The organism is Cysteiniphilum sp. JM-1 (assembly GCF_008711525.1).
In the GTDB taxonomy this organism is placed as follows: domain Bacteria; phylum Pseudomonadota; class Gammaproteobacteria; order Francisellales; family Francisellaceae; genus Caedibacter.
Genome location: NZ_VXKS01000001.1, coordinates 79,537 through 101,933 on the forward strand (window position 1 = coordinate 79,537; position 22,397 = coordinate 101,933).

The window sequence follows — 22,397 nt, forward strand, 5'->3', positions numbered from 1 at the left end:
CTAGAAGTTTTTTTGATTAAGCGCGTTTTGCTTTGTAAATCGCTGTATATTTCTTAGTGATATACCACTGTTGCACAATACTGATCACGTTGTTTGTCAACCAGTACAATACCAAGCCTGATGGGAATGATGCAAAGAACACCGTAAAAATCACCGGCATTAACATCATGATTTTTGCTTGTGTTGGATCGGCTGAAGTTGGGCTAATTTTCTGCTGCACAAACATCGAGATACCCATCAAAATCGGCAGGATAAAATACGGATCTTTAGATGCTAAGTCATGAATCCAGAAGATAAATGGCGCTTGACGCAGCTGCACACTTTCCAATAACACCCAGTAAAGCGCGATAAAGACAGGAATCTGAATCAAGATCGGTAAACAGCCACTTGCAGGGTTCACTTTCTCTTCTTTGTACATCTCCATCATCTTGCGTCCAAGCTTCTGGCGATCACCCTTGTAAAGCTCTTGCAGCTTCTTCATGCGCGGTTGCAACATACGCATTTTTGCCATTGACTTATAGCTTTTGGCAGACAATGGGTAAAACAACAATTTAATTAAAACCGTGACCAATATAATTGATAATCCCCAGTTGGCGACAACGCCATGAATAATCGTCATCAACCAAAAGATAATTACCGAGATAAATGACAACATGCCATAATCAACCAACTTATCTAAACCATCTGGCTTATTAGCACCGAAGTCTTTAACAATCGCTTCAAGATTCTTGGTAATTGTAGGGCCTGTATAAAGGATATTGGTATTCTCAACGCTTTGATCAGCATTTAATACAACAGGTTGCGTCTTAACCCCTGATTGATAAGTGTTATCGGCAAGTTTATTGGCATAAACGCTAAAGCTTGTACCTGGATTATTTGGCACCCAAAGACTGACAAAATAATGCTGAATCATTGCTGCCCAACCTTTATTGGTTGAAACATCGACTTTTTCATTGGATTTAGCCAAATCTGCAAATGATTCTTTTTGGAAAGTGCGTTGCGATGAGGACAAACCAACACCTTGGAAAGAATAAGAGTGCGCATCTAAAATACTAAAGCTATGACTCTCAGGCTTCACTTGACGCGTAATTTCATTGTCAAAACTAACGCTTAATGGCGCTTTGGTGGTGTTTTTAACACTTTGCTTAAGCGTGATTTCATAGGTGGTATCGTTAATAATATACTGACGTGTAACATCTAAGCCTTGAACAGTTGCCTTCAAAGTCACTATCGTTTGATCATCTTTTTTAGCTGTATGTTCTTGACCAAAAACAATACTTTGTGGCTGACCATTAATGTAAATAACACTTTGCGCAATGTATTTGCTACCTGCTGTATTATTTAACATCGGCATTGGGTTTTTATCCGTTAAACTCACGTTATAATCTTTCAATGCAGCATTAATAATCGCACCATTTAATGGGCTAATTTGCAAATCACTAAACACCGCTGTATTTAATGTAATAGGTTTCAGGTCTGTCTTATTAAAGTTTTGCTTAGTGACATCCGTCATTACACTTTGATCAGCTGCATTATTTGCATCAACATCTTTGTTATCTTTTTGCACTGCTGTTGTTTGTGCTGGCGTATCAACTTTCGCTGGCTGCTTAGGCGCATACATCTCCTCCCAGCGCGCCATCAACGACATAAAAATCACGACAATAAGCGCGATCAAGAATATTCTCACGTAGTTTGACTTCATTATACTTAACCTTTTTACCCTTTTTTAACCTTTTCTTTCGTTGGCACTGGATCGTAACCGCCTTTGCAAGCTGGGTGGCATTTTAGCAGTCTTTTTGTCATTAGCCAAAGCCCAAACACTAAACCATGCAATTTAATTGCTTCTAGCGCATATTGTGAACAAGTGGGATAGAAACGACAACGAGACCCAAGGTATGGACTAATCGCTATTTGGTAGAAACGAATGAGAACAATAAAAGGAAACGCAATAATTAAGCGTATTTTGCGAGAAATTCGTTGATAGAGTGCCACAATTCCTCCTTTGTCGCGCGTGCGGCATTGTGATTTGTAACAACGATCAACATCGTCTTTTCAAACAACGCCTTATGCTGGCGAAACATCTCTTTATTTAAGCGGCGACACAAATTGCGCTGCACAGCTCTTTTAACTTTTTTTTTGCCTGTGATAACCCCGACACCTGAGTGTAGATCCTCACCTTTAGCAATCAAATAAGAAAAGTGTTTGGTATGAACTTTTTGACAGATACGCGAAAAGCCAAGTGAAAAACCCTTGGCATCTAAGATAAATTCTTTGGCTAAGCTATTAAGCGGCAAGCTTATGTCTGCCCTTAGCGCGTCTGTTGCGAATCACTTTCTGACCGCTTAGCGTCTTCATGCGTGCGCGGAAACCGTGAGTTCTTTTTCTTTTTAAGTTACTTGGTTGAAACGTTCTTTTCATCGTATTATCCTCAGTTTGTATTTGTATTTATAAAATTTACTGCAAATCTGCCACATTCATGCAAGGCGCAGATTCTACGCCAAAAATAAATTTCGGTCAATTAAAATGCCCTAGCAATTTCAACCGCGCATTCTAGCGCAAAATATAGGCGCTGTCGATAACTATCCTTTGGTTATTTACGTGCGCGGTAGCGTCACACCCGTCTGACCTTGGTATTTACCACCACGATCTTTATAAGATGTCTCACATACTTCATCAGATTGATAAAATAGCATCTGCGCGACCCCTTCGTTGGCATAAATCTTAGCAGGCAATGGCGTGGTGTTTGAAAACTCAAGCGTCACATGCCCTTCCCATTCTGGCTCTAAAGGGGTGACATTGACAATAATGCCGCAACGCGCGTACGTTGATTTACCTAAACACACAACCAATGTATCACGCGGAATTTTAAAGTATTCAACCGTGCGTGCTAACGCAAAGGAATTCGGTGGGATAATACAAACATCACCGACAAAATCGATAAAATTGTTATGGTCAAAGTCTTTTGGGTCAACAATCGTTGAGTTGATATTGGTAAAGATCTTAAATTCATTAGCGCATCTAACATCATAGCCATAGCTTGATGTGCCAAATGATACGATTTTACCCTGCTCATTGTGACGTACTTGTCCAGCTTCAAATGGTGCAATCATCTCTTGCTCCATAGCCATTTTTTTAATCCACTTATCTGATTTGATGGACACTTTTTACTCCTTACTTATTTTCACTATTTTTACTATTATCACTAAACTCAACTTTAACACCCGGCATATTGATCATCATCGCTTTTGGCAAGCTCGCCATATTAGCCGCAAGCTTTAACGCAATTCGCTCATAAACTTTGGCAATTTTATTATCTTTGTTCGCTGTTGGTTGCCCCTTATCGGCATCCTCTCTAATAGATATATCCAATGGCAAGGCACCTAAAAATGGCAGATCAAACTGTGACGCTAATGACTCAGCGCCATGCGCACCAAAGATTGCTGACTCGGTACCACAATTTTGGCAAATATGCACACTCATATTCTCAACAATACCTGCGACATGAATATCAAGCTTATTAAACATTGCAATCGCACGCTTGGCGTCAATTAAAGATAGATCTTGCGGTGTTGTTACTGTGACTGCCGCTGTTAATGGAATCTTCTTTGTCATCGTTAATTGAATATCACCTGTGCCTGGTGGCAAATCAATCAACAAATAATCAAGCTCGCCCCAGTTAGTATCATTTAACAGCTGCATTAAAGCACCTGATACCATAGGTCCTCGCCAAATAATTGCTGAATCCTGGTCGATTAAATTACCGACTGAGATCATCTTAACGCCATGGCGCAATAGTGGCTCAATTTTCTTTTTATCATTAGTTTTAGGATTATCAAAGCTACCCATAATGAGCGGTTGACTTGGTCCATAAATATCCGCATCTAAAATACCAACCTTGGCACCCATTTTTTGCAATGAGATCGCAAGATTTGCCGTTGTTGTTGATTTACCCACGCCACCTTTGCCTGAAGCAATTGCAATAATATTTTTGATACCTTTAATCGGCTTTAAACCAGGCTGTACTTTATGCGTAGTCACATCACATAGCACACTAAACTCAAAAGCTTGCGTGACATTCTGAGCATATAAATAATCACTTAACTGCGCAATGACACGATCTATTTGACTAGCATTAAGAAAAAAACCAAGGCGCAGCGAAATAGTAGCAACGCCATCTTGCTCAATGATTTGCAAGTTGCGTAGAAAATTCTCAGCGGGCAGGTCTAAAATGGTTTGACTATAAGCTTGTAGGCTTTGTTTTAACATAAAAAGTAATTGATGATTTCAAAGATCTAGACAGTCTAACGTTAAGACGATTTATAGTCTACATTCTTTCAGGCACTTCTATCCCAAGTAGTCCCAAAACAAAAACTAACTGTTTTAAAGTCAACTGACACAAAGCGATTCTTGCCTCTTTCAATGCATGATCCTCTTCATTGGCAATCGGTGATTCAGCATAGAATTTATTAAACTGCACAGCAACTTGATAAGCATATTCACACAAATGATGCGGCTCACATTTATCATAGGTTTTTTGTAAAACTTGCGGCAATTCAGTTAACTTCAACTGCAGATTACGCTCAGCATCATTGCTTGCCTTGCCAACATCAGTACTGACATTTTCCAAATTGCGACCAAGCTTACGCAAAATCGATTTAATGCGCACGGCTGAATACAATAAGTAAGGACCTGTTTTGCCTTCATATTGCGAGAATTTGTCTAGATCAAAAATATAATCTGATGTATAAACATTCGCCAAATCAGCAAACTTAACCGTAGCCAATGCTACTTTCTCAATAATATCTGCCTTTTCAGCTTCAGTTAAGCCCTCTTGCTCACGCAAACTAGCACGTGATTTTGCCTCATCAATTAAGGTACTTAAACGCATCACTCCACCTGAGCGTGTTTTAAATGGCTTGCCATCTTTACCATTTAGCGTACCAAAGCCAATATGCACAAGCTCAGTCTCTGGCGCAATGCTTGATTTTTTAGCCGCTGCAAATACTTGTTTAAAGTGCAGACTTTGACGCTTATCAACCACATAAATAATTTTTTGCGCCTGATAGTCCTGGACACGCTCTAAAATCGTTGCCAAATCGGTTGTGCCGTACATTACCGCACCATCAGACTTCACCAAAATCAATGGTGGCGTTTTGTCATCTTCATTTTCAGCCACAGGAATAATAATTGCACCTTGACTATTTTCAGCAACTTTTTGCTTTAAACAATCCGCAACCATTTGATCAATGATTGGTTGAACATCACTCTCACCTTTCCATAGATCAAAATAGATTCCAAGATCGCCATAATCTTTTTTAAGCTCAGCAATCGATACATCCACAAAATGCTGCCACAGCGCGCGATAACCGCGACGCCCTTTTTGCAGCTCAGCCGTTGCCAAACGTGCTTTTTCCATCTCATTAGCATCTTCTTTGCAACGCCCTGAAGCCCGTGGATAAATCTCAGATAATGCATCGACCGTCACCGGCGATTCTTTAGGATATTCTCCAGTGTAATGTTCATCAAAATACGGCAAATTAGGATGCATTTTGCGAATTTCTTCGATCAACATCCCCATTTGTGTACCCCAATCCCCTAAATGGACATCACTTAACACCTCGTCACCATAAAAGCGATAAACGCGCTGTAAGCAATCACCAATTAACGGTGAGCGAATATGTCCAACATGCAATGGCTTCGCGACATTAGGACCACCAAAATCCATCATCACTTTTAATGGATTGGTCGTTTTAGGGCAACCTAAACGTGAATCTTTAAGCATACGGTTTGACCAGCCCGCCAAGAAATCATCACTTAAGGTGATATTAATAAATCCTGGCATCACTGCATTTACATCACTGAAAACCTTATCACTTTGCACTTGTGTCACAATATCATTAGCAATTTGAATCGGTGCTTTCTTAAGAATTTTAGCCAGAGGCATCGCACCATTACATTGAAACTGCCCAAGCTCAGGACGCGCTGATAATTGCACTTTGGCAAAACGACTATCAAAACCTAAAACATCAAAGGCTTGTACAAATAAATCAGTTAAGTAATTTTCTAAAATAGCAGTGTGATTCGCCGTAGCTGTCATTATCTAAAACTCATTATGATAATTTTGAAAGCTCGATTATATACCCACAGCCAGTTATTTTACAGATTTTCTTGTACTGCTTTTTCAATTGTTGCCACAGGCAATATCAACTGCAACGACTGTCCTGTTAATTCAATAAAACCATAATTTTTATAAAACGCCTTTGCCTCATCACTCTTGGCATCGACGATAACAGCAAAGACGCCCATAATTTGCGCTGCTGCCACAATTTTAAGCAGAGCGTCTTTTAGCAAATAAGCACCAATACCCGCGCCCTTATGCTGATTATTCACCGCTAAGCGGCATATTCTTGCGGCACTAACAGGATACCTTGGGTGATTGATATGCTTGGGCAGTGCTTTTTGAATAATTTCTGCCGCAGTGATTGTATAGTAACCCATGATCTCATCACTATCCACAGCATGTGCAACATATGTTTTGCTGTACATCTTCTTTTGATTTTGCAGTGCGAATTTTTGTATAAATATATCAAGCTCATGAACGCCACAATTAAAAAGACTACGATTAAATATTTTACTCAGAGGACTAACCTTAAGCCCCATCATGATTTGAGCAAATCTTTTAATTTCTGATTTGGTTTAGGTGGGTTATCCAATAATGACAAGAACGCTTGTGCCGCCTTACTATCCAAGCTGATTCTCTTTTCATTTTCAACGATTTTTCGCGCTCTAGGCAAACAATTACTAATAATGAATGCCGATACTGCCATACCAGAAAGTGCGGCAGCCTTCTCTATCGTTTGTTTGATATCATCCTTAGTATTTAATTCAATTCTTGCATGCGCCATAGCTTATACCTCAAATTCACCTGCTGATAAAATCTAAATACGACCCGTTATTTTAACGGCAAGTATAGTTGATTTCGCATAAGTTTCAAACACTTAAATATTAAAACAATTCGTCATTACTTTTAATACCTCATCGCCTTCATGCACGGTTGCCGAAGAAGTGCGTGTTAGCAGTAAAGCCTCATGCGGTACACTTAAAACCTGCGGCTTACTAATCCCTATAATACTATTTTTATCATAAATCGTTGCCAATGGTGTATTCGGCTTTTGTAGTGAACCCAATAAATTATCCTGATAATTAACCATGCCACCAATAGGGGCTCTAACACGTGAGAAATCCTGCTCATAACAAGCATATTTGCTACTGGTATTTTTCACATTTGCTGGATTATTAATATACTCAAGAACACCTTCCAATAAGTGCTTAGCATTCTTAAGATCAAAACTTTCCTTATTGCCCATTTCATAGGTAAACGCATGTTTTGGTGGTGTTTTACTATCTCCTGTAATGCGATTCCAACAATCAGTTAATTGCCACCACGGATAAAATATAGCTTGGTTAAAGCAACCACTAGGCTCATTCGGTGTCAGAATAAATGCATTACTATTAAAGTGTTTTAGACGCTCTGAATGCAAATAACTTGGCGCATAAATATACGGTGCTGAAATCGAGTCACAATGTAAATCAAAACTATAATCAGCAGCTAATGCCAAATCATGCAGAACGTTGGCAAGCTTCTCATGAGGCGCTGTATCATTTTGCAAACTCACCGCTAAGCGCGCTCTCAGAAGCTCTGAAAACTCATGACATAGCGTATCAAAGCCTTGGTTTCGATACTTTTTAACAAGCGCATCAAGATCAATCTTCTCTAAATCGGCATGTGCCGTAAGCAAATTTTTAAATCCGCGATTCCAGTTCTCACCAGTTTTAGCATCAAAACGTCCATAGGTATACTCACCAATTTTAATATCCATGGCAAAAGGATTGGCGAACGGCACCAATGTCACATTGTATGGGAAATCATGCGTTTCTAGGTACTCACGCAATAAATAAATCAATGCAATGCCATTGCTCTCAGCGGCATGCAATGCCGCCTGCATATAGATATTCGCTTTGGCTTTTGGGTGCTTATATTCAATCACACTAATGCTATGTGTTAAGCCTGAGATCGTTGTTCTAAAAGGAATTTCTCTTATATTTATCATTATGCTACTTCTATTTGACCATTAAAAATCAATCTCACCACGCCACTTAATCGTACTTCTTCCGGCGTGCATTCAACAGTTAAGTTACTGATGGCATTTTCCACTACTACGTTAGGCTTTAAAAGCCCCAATGAAACACCAGCATACACACTGGCAATACTGCCACTGCCACAAGAAGGTGTGATTCCCGTGCCGCGCTCCCAATGATCTAAATAAATACGATCTTTGGATAACTGCTTTAATGCGTGTACATTAATACCGCCAGCGTATTGCGTTTGCAGTGCTCTACCCAGATCATCAAAATCTTTTAACTCAGTATGCTGCGAGCGAAACAATACCAAGTGTGGATTACCCACATCAACCTCTAGTGCGTGATCAAAGCCCGAGTCACCCATCAGTCTTTTTTGACTCTCATTAACTACAGGTAAAGGAAAAGCCACCTCAATCCAATCATGCGCAACCAAGCGACAACGGTGAACAAAACCTCCGACCTCAATATTGACTTCTGAGCTTGCTTTTTCCGTGAGCAGTAAACTTGCCACTGCACGCAAGCCATTACCACATTGCTTGGCTTTAGAACCATCTTGATTATAGATATGCATACTGGCATCAGCTTTGCCAGATTTCCTAATCAACAATAGCTGATCGGCGCCGACACCAAAACGCCGATGACAGATTTGCTGCACTTGACGCGCTTGCCAATTACGTGGTTTTTTGCGTTCATCAATAACAACAAAGTCATTGCCTAACGCACACATTTTTTTAAACAGCAATGGTTTACTCATTGTAATAATCCTTAAAAATCAACGAGGTATTAATACCACCAAAAGCAAAATTATTACTCATAACGATTTTTGTTTTAAGTTTTTTTGGATTCCCAATAATGTAGTTAAGATCGGCGCAAGACTCATCGACCTTTTGCAAATTTGCCGTTGGCATAAATTCACCTTCTTTCATCATCATAATCGATAACCATGACTCAAGTGCGCCACAAGCACCTAATGTATGACCAAAATTACCCTTTAGTGAACTGATAGGCGTTTTAGCGCCAAACAAGGTAAAAGTCGCCTCACTTTCAGCGATATCACCGCGATCAGTTGCCGTACCATGAGCGCAAATATAACCGATATCATCGGCATTAACCTTAGCATCTGCCATCGCAAGCTTCAAAGCCTCTACCATTTTTTGTGCCGTGGGTTGTGTGATATGTCTTGCGTCACAGTTTGTGCCAAAGCCGATAATCTCGGCATAAATATTGGCACCTCTCGCCTTGGCGTGCTCATACTCCTCTAAGATTAACGTACATGCGCCTTCACCAATCACTAAGCCGTCACGTGCTTGATCGAAAGGTCTTGGTGTCATCTGCGGTTTATCATTTTGCTGACTTGTAGCAAACAAAGTATCAAAAATCGTCACTTGACTTGGGCATAATTCCTCAGCACCCCCTGCCAACATGATTTTTTGATAACCATGCTTAATCGCTTCATAGGCATAACCTATTGCTTGTGAGCTTGAAGTGCATGCACTTGATGTCGGGATCACGCGCCCCGTTAAACCAAAAATAAGCGCAATATTAACCGCACAAGTATGACTCATTGATTTTACATAAGTCGTCGCACTGACATTTTGAACGGTTTTTTCAGTCTCAATTTTAATCAGATCACACAAAGCTTGTGTGCTACCTGAGCACGAGCCAAAAGCGATGCCAACATTGCCACTTTCAAGTAGCGCTTTATGATCAAAAATTGCCGCATCTTTCAAGGCATTCTCACTGGCAACAGTTGCTAGCTGAGCAACACGCCCCATTGAGCGGGTTTGTTTGCGGGTATAGTGTGCCGGCATCTCAAAATCAGTAATCGGTGCGCCTAAGTTGGTATGTAAGCCTTTGATTTCTTGCCATGCGTTAATTTTTTTTGTAGCCGTTTTGCCTTGAAGCAATGCCGATTTAATCGTATGCCAGTCATTGCCTAATGCAGTAATACCAGCCATTCCAGTAATGACAACGCGCTTATTCATATCAAGCCACCATTAACTGATATTACTTGACGCGTGATATAACTTGCTGCATCAGAACATAAAAAATTAATCACTGACGCAACTTCTTCAACCTTACCTGCCCGACGCATTGGAATATGCTTTTCAATCTCGTCTTTATACTCTAAATCTTTAATCATATCTGTTTCAATTAAGCCAGGGGCTACGCAATTAACGGTAATTTTACGTTTAGCAAGCTCAAGCGCCAAGGCTTTTGTCGCGCCAATAATACCTGATTTTGCCGCACTGTAATTGACTTGCCCTTTATTGCCTGCAACTCCTGAAACAGAGGCTAATGTGACAATGCGCCCACCTTTTCTTAGCTGAATCATCGGCATCACACAAGGCTTAAGCACATTATAAAAGCCATCCAAATTGGTTTGAATCACGCGATCCCACATGGCATCTTCCATTGCTGGAAATGGCGCATCCTGACAAATTCCTGCATTATTCACAACTGTATAAAATGCGCCATTTTGCGCAATTTCAGTGTTTAATTTTTCATGACACGCCGCTCTATCTTGTAGGTCAAATTGAATCAGTGATGCCTTGCCACCATTTGCCTCAATCACATGCTTGGTTTGATGAGCACCTTCAACATCGCTGTGATAATGAACTACAACCTCAAAGCCAGATTGCGCCAGCATGATTGCAGCCCCTTGCCCAATCCCTTTGCTTGCCCCTGTCACTAATGCTCTTTTACTCAAAATACTTTCCCCTGAATAATTTCTGTAAACTCTTTATCACTTGGCTGATAGGCGCTAAATTTTGCTTGTGCAACACATTGATCCTGATGATGAATCTCACACATAAACACCCCCAGTGGATCACTTATAAACTCTTTATGCACCACAACCGTTAATACATCGCCTTCATCAAAGCTTGCACGCGTCGCTTTAAAATTACGCACGCTAATCATAAACCCACGCCTTGGTGCGTGATCACTTTCATCGCCCTGGAAATAAGCTAACACAGCCGAAGCTTGCGCCATCATCTCAATGCCCACCCAAGCATATACACCTTTAATCTCAGCATCATAAAAAATATGCTCGGGCGTAATTCTGGCAAGACAAACCGCCTTTTCTTGATCAACCTCCTGCAAGGAATCAATCAACTGCATCGGTGGTGATTGTGGAATAATTTCATTTAAGTCATACATAATAAACTTAGCTTCCTTTATTAGCTCTAGCAATAATCAAGCTGACATTATTACCACCAAATGCAAATGAGTTACTTAAAAAACAAGGCTTTTGCCAAACACTCTCTTCGTTGGTTAATTTAATCTCTGCTAACTCACGATCCAACTTAGCCGTGCTGATTTGTGCAGGCAATCTATGATTTGGGTTGTACTCTTTAGATAATAATAGTGCACAAAGTGCTAACTCAGTCGCACTTGCCGCACCTAATGTATGCCCAGTTAAAGGTTTTGTTGAACTACATAAGACATTTTTACCAAACACTTCAAAAATGGCCTTACTCTCCATCTGATCATTTTTTGGCGTTGCCGTACCATGCGCATTGACATAGGCAATATCATCTGGATTAAGATTGGCATTTTTTAGTGCGTTTAACATTGCTTGTTTTGCCCCTAATCCTTCAGGATCGGGAGAAGTAATATGGTAAGCATCGGAAGCTTCCCCTCCGCCTAAAAGTACTAAATCAGCTGGGGTTTTGCTTAACACAAATAACGCGGCACCTTCGCCAATATTAATGCCATCACGATCTTGCCCAAAGGGTTGGCAAATGCCTTTTGCCACGGAGTCTAAAGCATCAAAACCATTAAGCGGCAATTCAGATAAACTATCTGCCCCGCCAACAATACAGATATCACATAATCCTGAATTGATTAAACGCTTTGCCGAGAGAAAGGCCTTGCCACTTGAAGAGCATGCTGTTGAGATTACATAACAAGGGCCTTTAGCCTCAGCAAGCTCAGCAATAAGCTCTGCCATTGTGCCAAATTCTTGCTGGTGATAATGAAAATTAGCAAGCATTTCTCCTGTTTGCATATAATGCGTAAATGACTTCTCACCCTCTAAAATGCCCGAGGTACTTGTGCCTAAAATAACGCCTATCCTATGTCGATCCGTTTTCTTTGCTAACGCATCATACACAGGCTTAATTTCTTGAAATGCCTTAAACAACATCCGGTTATTATGGCAATCAATTGCCTGATACTGACTAGGCAATGCGTTTAATTGACAATTTACCTTGCCAACATAAGTTTGCCGCCGACTAAAAAGCTTATCATATGGCACCAATGGCGAAACATTCGTCAACAGTGCTTTAGCGACTTCTTGTTTATTATTACCAAGCGCATTTAACACGGCAAAATCATTGATATAAATAGGATCCCGCATTTTATGAATCACACACCGTTGAATGAACTGTAAGAAACTGACGGATTGCATCAAAGCTTACCTCTATATCACTATAGGCATGCCCTTGACCAGATTTAAGATCGATCTGCGCACCGTTAAAGGCTTCTAGCGCCAAATTTATTGGGGTCGTTTGATCATCTTCTTGTAACAACAGTAGATAATCTGACAATGAGGATAATTGCTTTGGCATTGCATTAAATAATGCCATCGCTTCATCATGCATATGGTTATACGCAGGCATTTGCGCGATTAAATCTAAGCGTGCCGCTGGGTTAATCAAAATCACCTTAATAACATCATCACGCGTTTGCTTCAATAAGTGCGCCATATAACCACCCAATGAACTACCAATAATTACTTTATTATCAGCCTTTGCGTCATCGAGCAGCTTATGAGTGAGATCAAGTGCAGCTTTTGTTTGCATCGGTAACTCAGGTGCATCGATCGATGCTTCTGGAAATTGATCATTTAGCCAAGCTTTAAGCTTTTGTGCTTTGGGCGAGTTAGGTGAGCCTTGAAAGCCATGTAAGTAGAGAAAATAATTATTTGTCATCCATCCACCCTCTTTTTATCGCAACATATATTGCCAACAGTTAATCAAATGATAGCCTGTTGTTGATTTAACATCATCAAAGCCTACAGCACCTTCACTATCAACATATTCAATCGGTAAATTATGCTTAAGAAATACCGTTGAAAAAATATTCAAGGCATTATCTAAGCGCTCATAATTTGCTGTCATTGCCAAATAACGCATATACTCCAACATTGGCCAAATGCGATATTGTGTATCTTTAGACGCATCATTTAAATTGGGCCTAATAAACCCACAATCATTTATGCCAACTTTAGTCGCCGCTTGATATAAGCCAACATGATCACTCATTATATCAACATCAACGCCCAACGCTTGTGCCTCAACAATCAAACTACTCCACTCAAAGCTATGCCCTGGCTCAAATAGTGCGCTTTTATCTTCTCTAGAATATTCGCGCATCAAGCTTCTTTCATGGTCAAAAAATAGTGCAATAATCTTCTGATATAACGCTTCAGCGAGGGTTTTAAAACTTGGATTTTGAGTGTGGCGGTATGCGCCTAAATACGCTTCAAAGAGATGCATTAATGAATTTTGTCCAATGACACCACGTTGATCTTTGAGCGCTTTGAAATCGTCTGCAATAAACTTTTGCGTGATTAGCTTATTAACATGCTCGATGCCCTCGCTAATCACTTGCTCTTTAAACGTGCTATATAGCACTGACAAGGAAAACAAGACAAAAGCATACTCATACAGATCATTGTCATTTTTTGAGCTTTGCGTTTTAATCCAAACTTTGCTGTGCTCATTGAAATATTGCGATTTCATCACTTGATATAGTTTATAGGCATACGCGTTAGCAGCTTGCGTATTTGTTAACTCACCATAGGTCAATAGAAAGAATAAACTACGTGTTTGACATAATAAGCGTGTATTAGCCTGATCTATTTTTTGTGGGGCATTTAAAAACTCAGGCGCATACCCCAACTGATCAATCGCTTTTATCAACAACTGATAATAGGCATCAATAGCAGCTGTCATCTGTTCGTTATGATTTTTAACCTTAACTGCCGCATAAACCTTAGCAAAAACTCCATCAATATTCAACGAGCTCGTATCAATAATCAATGCATCTTCAGCAGGTCTCAATGGCGCCACTTCACGATTGCGATCCTGATGATCACGTGCTTCAAGTTGCGTTAATATCTCTGTAAAGTCGGCTTTTTGACCTTTAGCGATAAGCTCATCATAGCGCCTTTGGGCGCGAATTTTACTATCAGCTTCTAAGAAGAATTTGTGTCTTGCGTTGGGAAAAACCACCGTCCCCATATCGCGTCCATCGGCAACTAGACCTCTAACACCTTGAGCAAAAGCCTGCTGACAAGCCAGTAATGCATCGCGCACTATTGAGATCTTGGCAATCTTTGATGCCATCATCCCCGTTTGTTCTTGACGAATACGCATAGTGACATCCACGCCATCTAAAAAAGCTTTTGTTTGATTGCCCTCAACGGCAAAGTGAATATTTAATTGCCTCAGTTCATCATACAGCAAATGCTCATTACTTATATCAATCCCATGATCAAGCACATAAAGTGCTGCCAAGCGGTAAATCGCACCACTATCCAACAATGCATAATCAAGCTTCTGTGCTAATAGGCGTGATAACGTCCCCTTGCCGACGCCACTTGGACCATCAATGGTAATAATTTCAACTTTATTTGACATCTAAAATAAATCCTAAGCGCGATACGCGAGTCTTTGCCCAATTCTACTATCTATTGTTTCAGAAACCAATCTATAATACCCCTTATAAGCACTTTCAACTTAACTAGGAATATAATAATGACAGATATTCGCTGGCTGCAACGCTTTGACAATTATCAAAAAGCACTCTCGCAATTACAAAGTGCCGTCAAGCTAGCACATCAAAGACCTTTGTCATTACTTGAAAAGCAAGGTCTTATTCAAGCCTTTGAATATACCCATGAACTCGCTTGGAAAACATTAAAAGACTTTCTTAAACATCGCGGCAGTACCGAAGATATTTTCGGATCAAAAGATGCAACAAGGCAAGCATTTACCAATGGCTTAATTGACAAGGGTGATATTTGGATGCAAATGATTAAAAGTCGCAATTTAACCTCTCACACTTATGATGAAAGCACGGTCGAAGAAATTGCTACATTGATCTTAAATGAATATATCAGCTGCTTTACTGAGCTTGCCGAAACATTAAAAAACCTAACAGCAAAAGAGTAGCAACATGCCTTACGGATTAACGGATAAAACGCTTGCTGCAATTACCCACGCGATAAGTCAGCAGCCAAAGATTACAAAAGCTATTTTGTATGGCTCACGCGCCAAGGGAAACTATCACACTGGTTCTGATATTGATCTGACACTTGTTGGAGATGATCTAACAGTGAAGGATTTATTTCAACTTGAAGAAGCTATTGATGCGCTTTTCCTGCCTTATTTGTTTGATCTATCGATTTATACACAATTAACCAACCCTGAGCTTAAGTCACATATTGATCGCCATGGTATTACACTATTTACACGTTAAGCGTTTCAAATTCACACATCACTGAAACAAGCTGCTCTACAGCCTTAAGCTCAATTGCATTATATAAGCTGACACGCACACCACCGACACTGCGATGCCCGGCAATGCCATAAACACCTTGGCTATCGGCAAAGCTTAGAAATTTAGCCGTTAAATCATCGCTTGGTAGTTGAAATACAATATTCATGGGTGAGCGATTATGCAGCGAAACATTATTGCTAAATAGTTTTGATTGATCAATTGTCTCATAAAGTAGCGCAGCTTTACGCGCATTCTTCTCAGTAACAACATCTAACCCGCCTTGTTTGATTAAATCAGCAAGTACCAGCTCCATTGCTGCCCAAGCAAACATATCTGGCGTATTATACAAAGAATCCGCCTGCTGCATTGCCTGATAGCTTAACACAGCCGGAATCGCCTTTTGCTTGATATTTTCAATCAATGCTTTTTTAATTAAAACAACCGTCACACCCGGCAAACCAATGTTTTTCTGCGCTCCAGCATAAATCACATCATATTTTGCGACATCGATGGGCTTTGATAAAAAACTTGAAGACATATCACAAACCAACGGCAGATTAGTCTCAGGAATCTTTTGCCATATCACGCCATCAATGGTCTCATTTTCTGTGTAATGAATATAATCATAGCCATCTACAATATGATCAATGACATTATCTACACCCTCAATCGGATCGACTTCAATAAATTTTTTTGCCTCTTTAATTGCTGCAGCTGCCCAGTAACCACTATTGATATATAGCGCCCTGCCATTTTGCTTAAGGTTCATTGGAACAGCGGCAAACTGCGCACTAGCTCCTGCTGGCATGAGCAGTATTTCATAACTCTCAGGCAACGCTAACAAAGTACGCAAATGCCGCTTAATCTTATTATTGATCTCAGCAAACAACTGATCACGATGCGACAAGGACAACAGCGATAAACCGGTATCGTGGTAGTTTAAAACCATTTGGCTCAACGCTTGATAAATAGACTCTGGCAAACTCGCAGGACCTGCGCAAAAATTAAGTTGATACATTTTATGTGAATTGGTGCATTAAAATTGCTGAAAATTATATATTACTCGCACCTTATTTTGCAGTGTTTATTGAAGCATCTTTCTATTCCATTTACCAACTGTTAAAGGTTATACTCACCTTGAGTAATTCACCAAAGGAAAGTATCTATGAAAAAAATATTAAGCCTCACGGCATTATGCCTATTATCAACATCCGTTTTTGCTCAGAGCGCCCAAACAGGTCTTGTTATTGGTGCATCAGCAGGCGCTGCTTAGACTGCCAGCTATGATTCAAGCGGCATTACCAGCAATACCACCAAAACAGAAGGCGGACCAATAAGCAGTGTCATGATCGGTTATGACCTTGCTTTAAATCAACATATTAGCGTAGGTTTGGAGTCTGGCTTTGGTTATGGCTATGATCTAGCGTCACTCAAAGCCGACGGTTCAGACAAATCAATGCTCAATCAATGGTATATTCCACTTCTTGTCGCCGGCAAATATACATTCACTAATGGCGTTAATGTTTTTGTTAAAGGTGGTGCAACTTACGTCCATCAAGATATCACCAATATGGGTGCCTATTTCGCACCTAATGTTGACAGGAGTAACTCTGACTTTCTACCAACCATTGTTGCAGGTGCTGGTTATAAATTTCAAAATGGGATTAATATTGGTGGACAGTTTAGTTACTTATTTGGCTCAACCGCAAAAATACGCTCTGGTGACTCGCTCCATAATAGCGATGTTAAAGTGATGGCAAGCGCGAGCTTAAGCGCCTATATCAGCTATACATTACCAATGTAATTGCTCAGCCCCAGATATAAAAAAAGCGACACTAGGTCGCTTTCAAGAATTGCCACTCTTTTAAAGCGGCTTAGATAATGGTCTTAGCTTAAGCTAATTTGCACATCAACACCAGCAGCGAGATCAAGCTTCATTAAGGCATCAACTGTTTTTTCAGTTGGCTCAACGATGTCGATCAAACGCTTATGCGTTCTGATCTCATATTGATCACGCGCATCTTTGTTAACGTGTGGAGAAATCAATACAGTGAAACGCTCTTTGCGTACTGGTAAAGGGATAGGACCTTTTACTTGTGCGCCAGTTCTTTTCGCTGTCTCAACGATCTCTTTTGTTGAAAGATCTATTAATTTATGGTCAAACGCTTTCAAGCGGATGCGAATGCGTTGGTTACTAATATTTGTTGCCATTTTATTCAAACCTTCTAATTATGAGTTACGCTTTTTAATGATGTCTTCTGCAATGTTGTTTGGTACTTCTGCATACTTCTCAAACTCCATAGAGAATGATGCACGTCCTTGAGAAATTGAACGTACGTTAGTTGCATAACCAAACATTTCTGCCAATGGCACCAATGCATTCACTACTTTACCACTTGGGTTTTCATCCATACCAGAGATCATGCCACGACGACGGTTTAAGTCACCAATAACATCACCCATGTACTCTTCAGGCGTAACTACTTCAACCTTCATCAAAGGCTCAAGGATCACAGGAGATGCTTTTTGCGCACCTGACTTAACCGCCATAGAACCTGCGATTTTAAACGCCATCTCAGATGAATCCACATCATGATAAGAACCATCATAAAGTGTCGCTTTAACGTCGATCATTGGGTAGCCAGCGATTACACCATTTTGCAATTGCTCTTCAATACCCTTACCAACCGCGTTGATATATTCTCTAGGAACAACACCACCGACAACTTCATCAACGAACTCAAAGCCTTTGCCCATTTCTTGCGGCTCAAGCTTAACCCATACGTGACCGTATTGACCACGACCACCTGATTGACGTACGAATTTACCTTCCGCATCAACCGTTTGTTTGATCGTCTCACGATAAGCTACTTGTGGATTACCAACGTTAGCCTCTACTTTAAACTCACGCTTCATACGATCAACAATAATCTCTAAGTGAAGCTCACCCATACCAGAGATGATCGTTTGACCTGATTCTTCATCCGTTTGTACACGGAATGACGGATCTTCTGCCGCTAAACGACCCAATGCCAATGACATCTTCTCTTGGTCTGCTTTAGATTTTGGCTCAACCGCAACTGAGATAACTGGCTCTGGGAAGTCCATACGCTCAAGTGTGATAATTTGCTTTTCATCACATAAAGTGTCACCTGTTGTGACTTGCTTTAAGCCGATACATGCAGCGATATCGCCCGCACGAACTTCTTTTAGCTCTTCACGCTTGTTAGCATGCATCTGCACAATACGACCGATACGCTCTTTTTTCTCTTTAACTGGGTTATAAACTGCATCACCTGATTTTAATACACCAGAGTAAACACGGATAAACGTCAAGTTACCAATAAATGGATCTGCTGCCAATTTAAATGCTAACGCTGAGAAAGGCTCGTCATCAGACGATTTACGTGATGCTTCTGTGCCATCTTCTAATTCACCACGAATCGCTGGGACTTCATCAGGCGCTGGCAAATAACGCACAACACCATCAAGAACCGCTTGCACCCCTTTGTTCTTAAACGCAGAACCACAGAATGCCAATACGATTTCGTTGTTAATCACACGCTGACGTAATGCCGCATGAATCTCATCATCGGTTAGCTCTTCACCTTCAAGATACTTGTTCATCAACTCTTCATTCGCTTCAGCCGCTGCTTCAACCATTTCTTGACGAAGCTCTTCAGCGTGGTCACGAAGCTCAGCTGGAATTTCTTCTAAGCTGTAAGTCAAACCTTTATCTTCTTCATTCCACATGATTGCTTTCATGCGTACAAGGTCAATTACACCTTTGAATTCTTCTTCAGCGCCGATATTAAGCTGCATAGGAACAACGGTTGCTTTTAAACGTGTTTTAATCTGACCTAATACACGCTCAAAATTAGCACCCGCTCTATCCATTTTGTTAACAAAAACGATACGCGGTACGTGATATTTATTTGCTTGACGCCATACAGTTTCTGATTGTGGTTCAACACCTGATGAGCCACAGAATACAACCACAGCACCATCAAGCACACGCAAAGAACGCTCTACTTCAATTGTGAAGTCAACGTGTCCTGGGGTATCGATGATGTTAATGCGATGCTTGTCAAACTGTTGGTCCATGCCTTGCCAAAAAACGGTGGTCGCAGCAGAGGTGATCGTGATGCCACGCTCTTGCTCTTGCTCCATCCAGTCCATTGTTGCGGCACCATCATGTACCTCACCAATTTTGTGAGAAACACCTGTATAGAACAACACACGCTCAGTTGTTGTTGTCTTGCCCGCATCTACGTGGGCACAAATTCCAATATTTCTATATTTTCTAAGTTCAGTCGCACGTGACATGAGTTTTCTCCAATCTTACCAACGGAAATGAGCAAAGGCTTTGTTTGCTTCTGCCATTTTGTGTGTATCTTCACGCTTCTTAACAGCAGAACCACGTCCTTCGACAGCTTCCATTAATTCAGCTGCAACACGATATGCCATGCTTTTTTCTTTACGCTTACGTGAAGCATCAATGATCCAACGCATTGCCATGGTCATTTGACGCTCTGGACGAACTTCAACAGGAACTTGGTAAGTTGCACCACCAACACGGCGTGACTTAACTTCAACCATAGGAGCAACAGCTTCTAAAGCTTTTTCAAAAACTTCAGTCGCTTTCTCGCCTGATTTTTTAGTTTCGATTTGGTCAAAAGCACCATAGACGATTCTCTCGGCTACAGACTTTTTACCTGATAACATGATGTGATTGATAAATTTTGCAACGATCTCGCTTTTAAACTTCGGATCTGGCAACACTTCGCGCTTTGGTGCTCGATTTCTTCTAGACATTTTATATTTCCTTCAAATACAAATTAAACTTATGCTTTAGGACGCTTAGTACCGTACTTAGAACGGCCTTGCTTACGGTCTTTAACACCTGAAGTATCAAGCGCACCGCGAACTGTGTGATAACGCACACCTGGTAAGTCTTTTACACGACCACCGCGAATCAAAATAACGCTATGCTCTTGTAGGTTATGACCTTCACCACCAATATAAGTCGTTACTTCAAAACCGCTAGTTAATCTCACACGCGCTACTTTTCTTAACGCTGAGTTTGGTTTCTTAGGGGTTGTTGTATAAACACGCGTACATACACCACGTCTTTGCGGACATGCTTTCAACGCTGGCACGTTTGTTTTTACAACCTTTTTTTTGCGCGGATTGCGCACCAACTGGTTAATAGTTGCCATTATTTACTCCGTAGTTTTTTAAACATCTAATCTTTGCATAAATATAAAAAGACGCGGCATTATATACAAAAGCCATGCTGTTTTGCAAGAAATGGATTTAGGTTTTTAATCGCGGACTTTAAACCATTGACGCGATGGCAATCTCAACTGAAATGTAAACGCCAGCGACATGACGATTAATCACAAGATAACGTCCATCGTAATTAGAAAATATTCTTTACAATCACATTCTGATTGCGCTCAGGACCCGTTGAAATAATATCAATCGGCACATTTAAAGTTTGCTCAACAAAGCGCACATAATCACGCGCCGCTTGAGGCAATTTGTTATAGTCTGTTTGCTTAAATGTCTCTTCGGACCAGCCTTTTAATGTTTTGTAAATCGGCTTGCAACGCACATAGTCGGCATTATCATACGGCGGATAGGAAACCTCTTTACCATCTAATTCATATGCCACACAAACCTTTATCTCTGTTAAACCATCTAAAACATCAAGCTTTGTTAAACAAATAGACGTGATACTATTGATCTCAATCGCACGACGCAATGCCACCAAGTCCAACCAACCTGTGCGACGCTTACGCCCTGTTACTGTCCCAAATTCACAGCCTTTGACACCCAAATGCTCGCCAATTTCATCAAACAACTCAGTGGGATAAGCACCACTTCCTACACGCGTAGTATAGGCTTTTGTGATACCAACAACCGCATCAATATAGCATGGACCAAAGCCCGCTCCTGAGGCAACCGTACCCGAGATCGTATTTGATGAGGTTACAAAGGGGTAAGTACCATGATCGATATCAAGTAATGTTCCTTGCGCACCTTCAAAGATAATTTTGCCTTTATTCACACGAATAGCATTTAATTCCGCAGATACATCGGTAATCATTGGCAAAATCGTTTTTGCATAATGCAACAATGATGCATAGGTTTCTTCCAAATCAAAATGGACATCTACTTTGTAATAGTTTTGCAAAGTAAAATTATGTAGATCTAATAGATTCGTAAGTTTTGCTTTTAACTTCTCAGGATGCGCCAAATCGCCAATACGAATCGCGCGACGCGCAATCTTATCTTCATACGCTGGACCTATGCCACGCTTTGTTGTACCAATTTTATGCTCACCTAATGCTGCTTCACGCGCTTCATCCAAAGCGACATGCACAGGCAACACCAAAGGACATGCTTCACTAATACGTAAGCGCTCAGACACCGGCACATTGCGCGCCAACAGTTCATCCATCTCAGCATGTAAAGCCTCTAATGACACTACGACACCATTACCAATAAAGCTCTTAACACCTTTGTGTAAAATACCTGATGGAATAAGACGAAGCTTAGTTACCTCGCCATTGATCACCAAGGTGTGACCAGCATTATGCCCACCTTGAAAACGCACCACCGCATCGGCTTTATCTGTCAAAAAGTCCACGACTTTACCCTTACCTTCATCACCCCACTGGCTACCTAAGATAACAATGTTATGGTTCACTGAAATTCCTCACTTTGCTAATTACAGT

25 protein-coding genes and 2 pseudogenes are annotated in these 22,397 nt (G+C 40.7%); 3 read left to right on the forward strand and 24 right to left on the reverse strand.

Annotated elements, in window-relative coordinates; translation table 11 throughout:
• Positions 1–16 precede the first annotated feature (16 nt).
• The 18 genes and pseudogenes from yidC to cmk all read right to left on the reverse strand — a co-directional run.
• On the reverse strand, positions 17–1,702 hold the full coding sequence (gene yidC / locus F3D68_RS00305; RefSeq protein ID WP_151192563.1) for a membrane protein insertase YidC: 1,686 nt from the start codon (positions 1,700–1,702) through the stop codon (positions 17–19).
• Between the two features lie 14 nt (positions 1,703–1,716).
• Positions 1,717–1,992, reverse strand: coding sequence for a membrane protein insertion efficiency factor YidD (yidD, locus tag F3D68_RS00310; protein WP_411954520.1), 276 nt, complete (start codon positions 1,990–1,992; stop codon positions 1,717–1,719).
• The gene (rnpA, locus tag F3D68_RS00315) at positions 1,953–2,294 is read right to left on the reverse strand and encodes a ribonuclease P protein component (protein ID WP_151192564.1); all 342 of its coding nucleotides are present in this window, start codon (positions 2,292–2,294) and stop codon (positions 1,953–1,955) included. The genes yidD and rnpA overlap by 40 nt, the downstream gene beginning before the upstream one ends.
• A complete protein-coding gene (gene rpmH, locus F3D68_RS00320) occupies positions 2,284–2,418 on the reverse strand; it encodes a 50S ribosomal protein L34 (protein WP_100550565.1) in 135 nt (44 codons plus the stop codon). Before rpmH ends, rnpA begins: the two co-directional genes overlap by 11 nt.
• 176 nt (positions 2,419–2,594) lie before the next feature.
• The gene (gene dcd, locus F3D68_RS00325; protein ID WP_117002762.1) at positions 2,595–3,161 is read right to left on the reverse strand and encodes a dCTP deaminase; all 567 of its coding nucleotides are present in this window, start codon (positions 3,159–3,161) and stop codon (positions 2,595–2,597) included.
• 10 nt (positions 3,162–3,171) lie between these two features.
• A complete protein-coding gene (gene apbC, locus F3D68_RS00330) occupies positions 3,172–4,266 on the reverse strand; it encodes an iron-sulfur cluster carrier protein ApbC (protein ID WP_151192565.1) in 1,095 nt (364 codons plus the stop codon).
• A 58-nt stretch (positions 4,267–4,324) separates the two neighbouring features.
• Entirely contained in the window at positions 4,325–6,097 is a 1,773-nt protein-coding gene (gene argS / locus F3D68_RS00335; protein ID WP_151192566.1) for an arginine--tRNA ligase, read from the reverse strand.
• 59 nt (positions 6,098–6,156) lie between these two features.
• The gene (locus tag F3D68_RS00340) at positions 6,157–6,546 is read right to left on the reverse strand and encodes a GNAT family N-acetyltransferase (protein ID WP_191092636.1); all 390 of its coding nucleotides are present in this window, start codon (positions 6,544–6,546) and stop codon (positions 6,157–6,159) included.
• A 113-nt stretch (positions 6,547–6,659) separates the two neighbouring features.
• Complete coding sequence (locus F3D68_RS00345; protein ID WP_119327914.1) at positions 6,660–6,905, reverse strand: DUF1778 domain-containing protein; 246 nt, start codon at positions 6,903–6,905, stop codon at positions 6,660–6,662.
• A gap of 93 nt (positions 6,906–6,998) precedes the next feature.
• Positions 6,999–8,111 (reverse strand): succinylglutamate desuccinylase/aspartoacylase family protein, encoded by a 1,113-nt coding sequence (locus tag F3D68_RS00350; RefSeq protein ID WP_151192568.1) that lies wholly within the window; start codon positions 8,109–8,111, stop codon positions 6,999–7,001.
• Positions 8,111–8,896: a diaminopimelate epimerase gene (gene dapF / locus F3D68_RS00355; RefSeq protein ID WP_151192569.1), complete on the reverse strand. Its 786-nt coding sequence runs from the start codon at positions 8,894–8,896 to the stop codon at positions 8,111–8,113. The genes F3D68_RS00350 and dapF overlap by 1 nt, the downstream gene beginning before the upstream one ends.
• The gene (locus tag F3D68_RS00360) at positions 8,889–10,127 is read right to left on the reverse strand and encodes a beta-ketoacyl-ACP synthase (protein ID WP_151192570.1); all 1,239 of its coding nucleotides are present in this window, start codon (positions 10,125–10,127) and stop codon (positions 8,889–8,891) included. Before F3D68_RS00360 ends, dapF begins: the two co-directional genes overlap by 8 nt.
• Entirely contained in the window at positions 10,124–10,852 is a 729-nt protein-coding gene (gene fabG, locus F3D68_RS00365) for a 3-oxoacyl-ACP reductase FabG (RefSeq protein ID WP_151192571.1), read from the reverse strand. The genes F3D68_RS00360 and fabG overlap by 4 nt, the downstream gene beginning before the upstream one ends.
• Positions 10,849–11,304 carry a hypothetical protein gene (locus tag F3D68_RS00370; RefSeq protein ID WP_151192572.1) on the reverse strand — a complete coding sequence of 152 codons (456 nt, stop codon included), beginning with the start codon at positions 11,302–11,304 and terminating at the stop codon, positions 10,849–10,851. The genes fabG and F3D68_RS00370 overlap by 4 nt, the downstream gene beginning before the upstream one ends.
• A gap of 7 nt (positions 11,305–11,311) precedes the next feature.
• The gene (locus F3D68_RS00375; protein WP_151192573.1) at positions 11,312–12,505 is read right to left on the reverse strand and encodes a beta-ketoacyl-[acyl-carrier-protein] synthase family protein; all 1,194 of its coding nucleotides are present in this window, start codon (positions 12,503–12,505) and stop codon (positions 11,312–11,314) included.
• Position 12,506: 1 nt separating this feature from the next.
• Positions 12,507–13,079, reverse strand: coding sequence for a YqiA/YcfP family alpha/beta fold hydrolase (locus F3D68_RS00380; RefSeq protein ID WP_151192574.1), 573 nt, complete (start codon positions 13,077–13,079; stop codon positions 12,507–12,509).
• A gap of 15 nt (positions 13,080–13,094) precedes the next feature.
• Positions 13,095–14,105, reverse strand: coding sequence for an AGE family epimerase/isomerase (locus F3D68_RS11345; protein WP_224728193.1), 1,011 nt, complete (start codon positions 14,103–14,105; stop codon positions 13,095–13,097).
• Positions 14,106–14,123: 18 nt separating this feature from the next.
• Positions 14,124–14,792, reverse strand: a pseudogene (cmk, locus tag F3D68_RS11350) ((d)CMP kinase); the annotation flags it as partial.
• A gap of 117 nt (positions 14,793–14,909) precedes the next feature.
• Between cmk and F3D68_RS00390 the strand changes: the two are divergent.
• Both F3D68_RS00390 and F3D68_RS00395 read left to right on the forward strand, forming a co-directional pair.
• Complete coding sequence (locus F3D68_RS00390) at positions 14,910–15,326, forward strand: nucleotidyltransferase substrate binding protein (RefSeq protein WP_151192576.1); 417 nt, start codon at positions 14,910–14,912, stop codon at positions 15,324–15,326.
• A gap of 4 nt (positions 15,327–15,330) precedes the next feature.
• Entirely contained in the window at positions 15,331–15,633 is a 303-nt protein-coding gene (locus F3D68_RS00395; RefSeq protein WP_151192577.1) for a nucleotidyltransferase family protein, read from the forward strand.
• On the opposite strand, the gene serC is transcribed toward F3D68_RS00395, so the two are convergent.
• Positions 15,623–16,672 (reverse strand): 3-phosphoserine/phosphohydroxythreonine transaminase, encoded by a 1,050-nt coding sequence (serC, locus tag F3D68_RS00400; RefSeq protein ID WP_151192578.1) that lies wholly within the window; start codon positions 16,670–16,672, stop codon positions 15,623–15,625. The genes F3D68_RS00395 and serC overlap by 11 nt on opposite strands.
• Positions 16,673–16,945: 273 nt before the next feature.
• Here serC and F3D68_RS00405 point away from each other — a divergent pair.
• A pseudogene (locus F3D68_RS00405) lies at positions 16,946–17,458 on the forward strand (outer membrane protein); the annotation flags it as partial.
• A gap of 83 nt (positions 17,459–17,541) precedes the next feature.
• Here the strand turns inward: F3D68_RS00405 and rpsJ are convergent.
• From rpsJ to F3D68_RS00430, 5 genes are all read right to left on the reverse strand, one after another.
• Positions 17,542–17,853 carry a 30S ribosomal protein S10 gene (gene rpsJ / locus F3D68_RS00410; protein ID WP_117002805.1) on the reverse strand — a complete coding sequence of 104 codons (312 nt, stop codon included), beginning with the start codon at positions 17,851–17,853 and terminating at the stop codon, positions 17,542–17,544.
• 30 nt (positions 17,854–17,883) lie between these two features.
• On the reverse strand, positions 17,884–19,980 hold the full coding sequence (fusA, locus tag F3D68_RS00415; protein ID WP_117002727.1) for an elongation factor G: 2,097 nt from the start codon (positions 19,978–19,980) through the stop codon (positions 17,884–17,886).
• 15 nt (positions 19,981–19,995) lie between these two features.
• Positions 19,996–20,469 (reverse strand): 30S ribosomal protein S7, encoded by a 474-nt coding sequence (gene rpsG, locus F3D68_RS00420; protein WP_117002725.1) that lies wholly within the window; start codon positions 20,467–20,469, stop codon positions 19,996–19,998.
• 29 nt (positions 20,470–20,498) lie between these two features.
• A complete protein-coding gene (rpsL, locus tag F3D68_RS00425) occupies positions 20,499–20,873 on the reverse strand; it encodes a 30S ribosomal protein S12 (RefSeq protein WP_119327900.1) in 375 nt (124 codons plus the stop codon).
• A 203-nt stretch (positions 20,874–21,076) separates the two neighbouring features.
• The gene (locus F3D68_RS00430; protein ID WP_151192580.1) at positions 21,077–22,369 is read right to left on the reverse strand and encodes an adenylosuccinate synthase; all 1,293 of its coding nucleotides are present in this window, start codon (positions 22,367–22,369) and stop codon (positions 21,077–21,079) included.
• Positions 22,370–22,397 lie beyond the last annotated feature (28 nt).

Excerpts from the sequence above, each read along its gene's own strand:
- yidC (WP_151192563.1), bottom strand. The coding sequence starts at position 1,702 with ATGAAGTCAAACTACGTGAGAATATTCTTGATCGCGCTTATTGTCGTG.
- rpmH (WP_100550565.1), bottom strand. The coding sequence starts at position 2,418 with ATGAAAAGAACGTTTCAACCAAGTAACTTAAAAAGAAAAAGAACTCAC.
- apbC (WP_151192565.1), bottom strand. The coding sequence starts at position 4,266 with ATGTTAAAACAAAGCCTACAAGCTTATAGTCAAACCATTTTAGACCTG.
- argS (WP_151192566.1), bottom strand. The coding sequence starts at position 6,097 with ATGACAGCTACGGCGAATCACACTGCTATTTTAGAAAATTACTTAACT.
- F3D68_RS00340 (WP_191092636.1), bottom strand. The coding sequence starts at position 6,546 with ATGTACAGCAAAACATATGTTGCACATGCTGTGGATAGTGATGAGATC.
- F3D68_RS00345 (WP_119327914.1), bottom strand. The coding sequence starts at position 6,905 with ATGGCGCATGCAAGAATTGAATTAAATACTAAGGATGATATCAAACAA.
- F3D68_RS00350 (WP_151192568.1), bottom strand. The coding sequence starts at position 8,111 with ATGATAAATATAAGAGAAATTCCTTTTAGAACAACGATCTCAGGCTTA.
- dapF (WP_151192569.1), bottom strand. The coding sequence starts at position 8,896 with ATGAGTAAACCATTGCTGTTTAAAAAAATGTGTGCGTTAGGCAATGAC.
- F3D68_RS00360 (WP_151192570.1), bottom strand. The coding sequence starts at position 10,127 with ATGAATAAGCGCGTTGTCATTACTGGAATGGCTGGTATTACTGCATTA.
- F3D68_RS00370 (WP_151192572.1), bottom strand. The coding sequence starts at position 11,304 with ATGTATGACTTAAATGAAATTATTCCACAATCACCACCGATGCAGTTG.
- F3D68_RS00375 (WP_151192573.1), bottom strand. The coding sequence starts at position 12,505 with ATGCGGGATCCTATTTATATCAATGATTTTGCCGTGTTAAATGCGCTT.
- F3D68_RS00380 (WP_151192574.1), bottom strand. The coding sequence starts at position 13,079 with ATGACAAATAATTATTTTCTCTACTTACATGGCTTTCAAGGCTCACCT.
- F3D68_RS11345 (WP_224728193.1), bottom strand. The coding sequence starts at position 14,105 with ATGACAGCTGCTATTGATGCCTATTATCAGTTGTTGATAAAAGCGATT.
- F3D68_RS00390 (WP_151192576.1), top strand. The coding sequence starts at position 14,910 with ATGACAGATATTCGCTGGCTGCAACGCTTTGACAATTATCAAAAAGCA.
- F3D68_RS00395 (WP_151192577.1), top strand. The coding sequence starts at position 15,331 with ATGCCTTACGGATTAACGGATAAAACGCTTGCTGCAATTACCCACGCG.
- serC (WP_151192578.1), bottom strand. The coding sequence starts at position 16,672 with ATGTATCAACTTAATTTTTGCGCAGGTCCTGCGAGTTTGCCAGAGTCT.
- fusA (WP_117002727.1), bottom strand. The coding sequence starts at position 19,980 with ATGTCACGTGCGACTGAACTTAGAAAATATAGAAATATTGGAATTTGT.
- rpsG (WP_117002725.1), bottom strand. The coding sequence starts at position 20,469 with ATGTCTAGAAGAAATCGAGCACCAAAGCGCGAAGTGTTGCCAGATCCG.
- rpsL (WP_119327900.1), bottom strand. The coding sequence starts at position 20,873 with ATGGCAACTATTAACCAGTTGGTGCGCAATCCGCGCAAAAAAAAGGTT.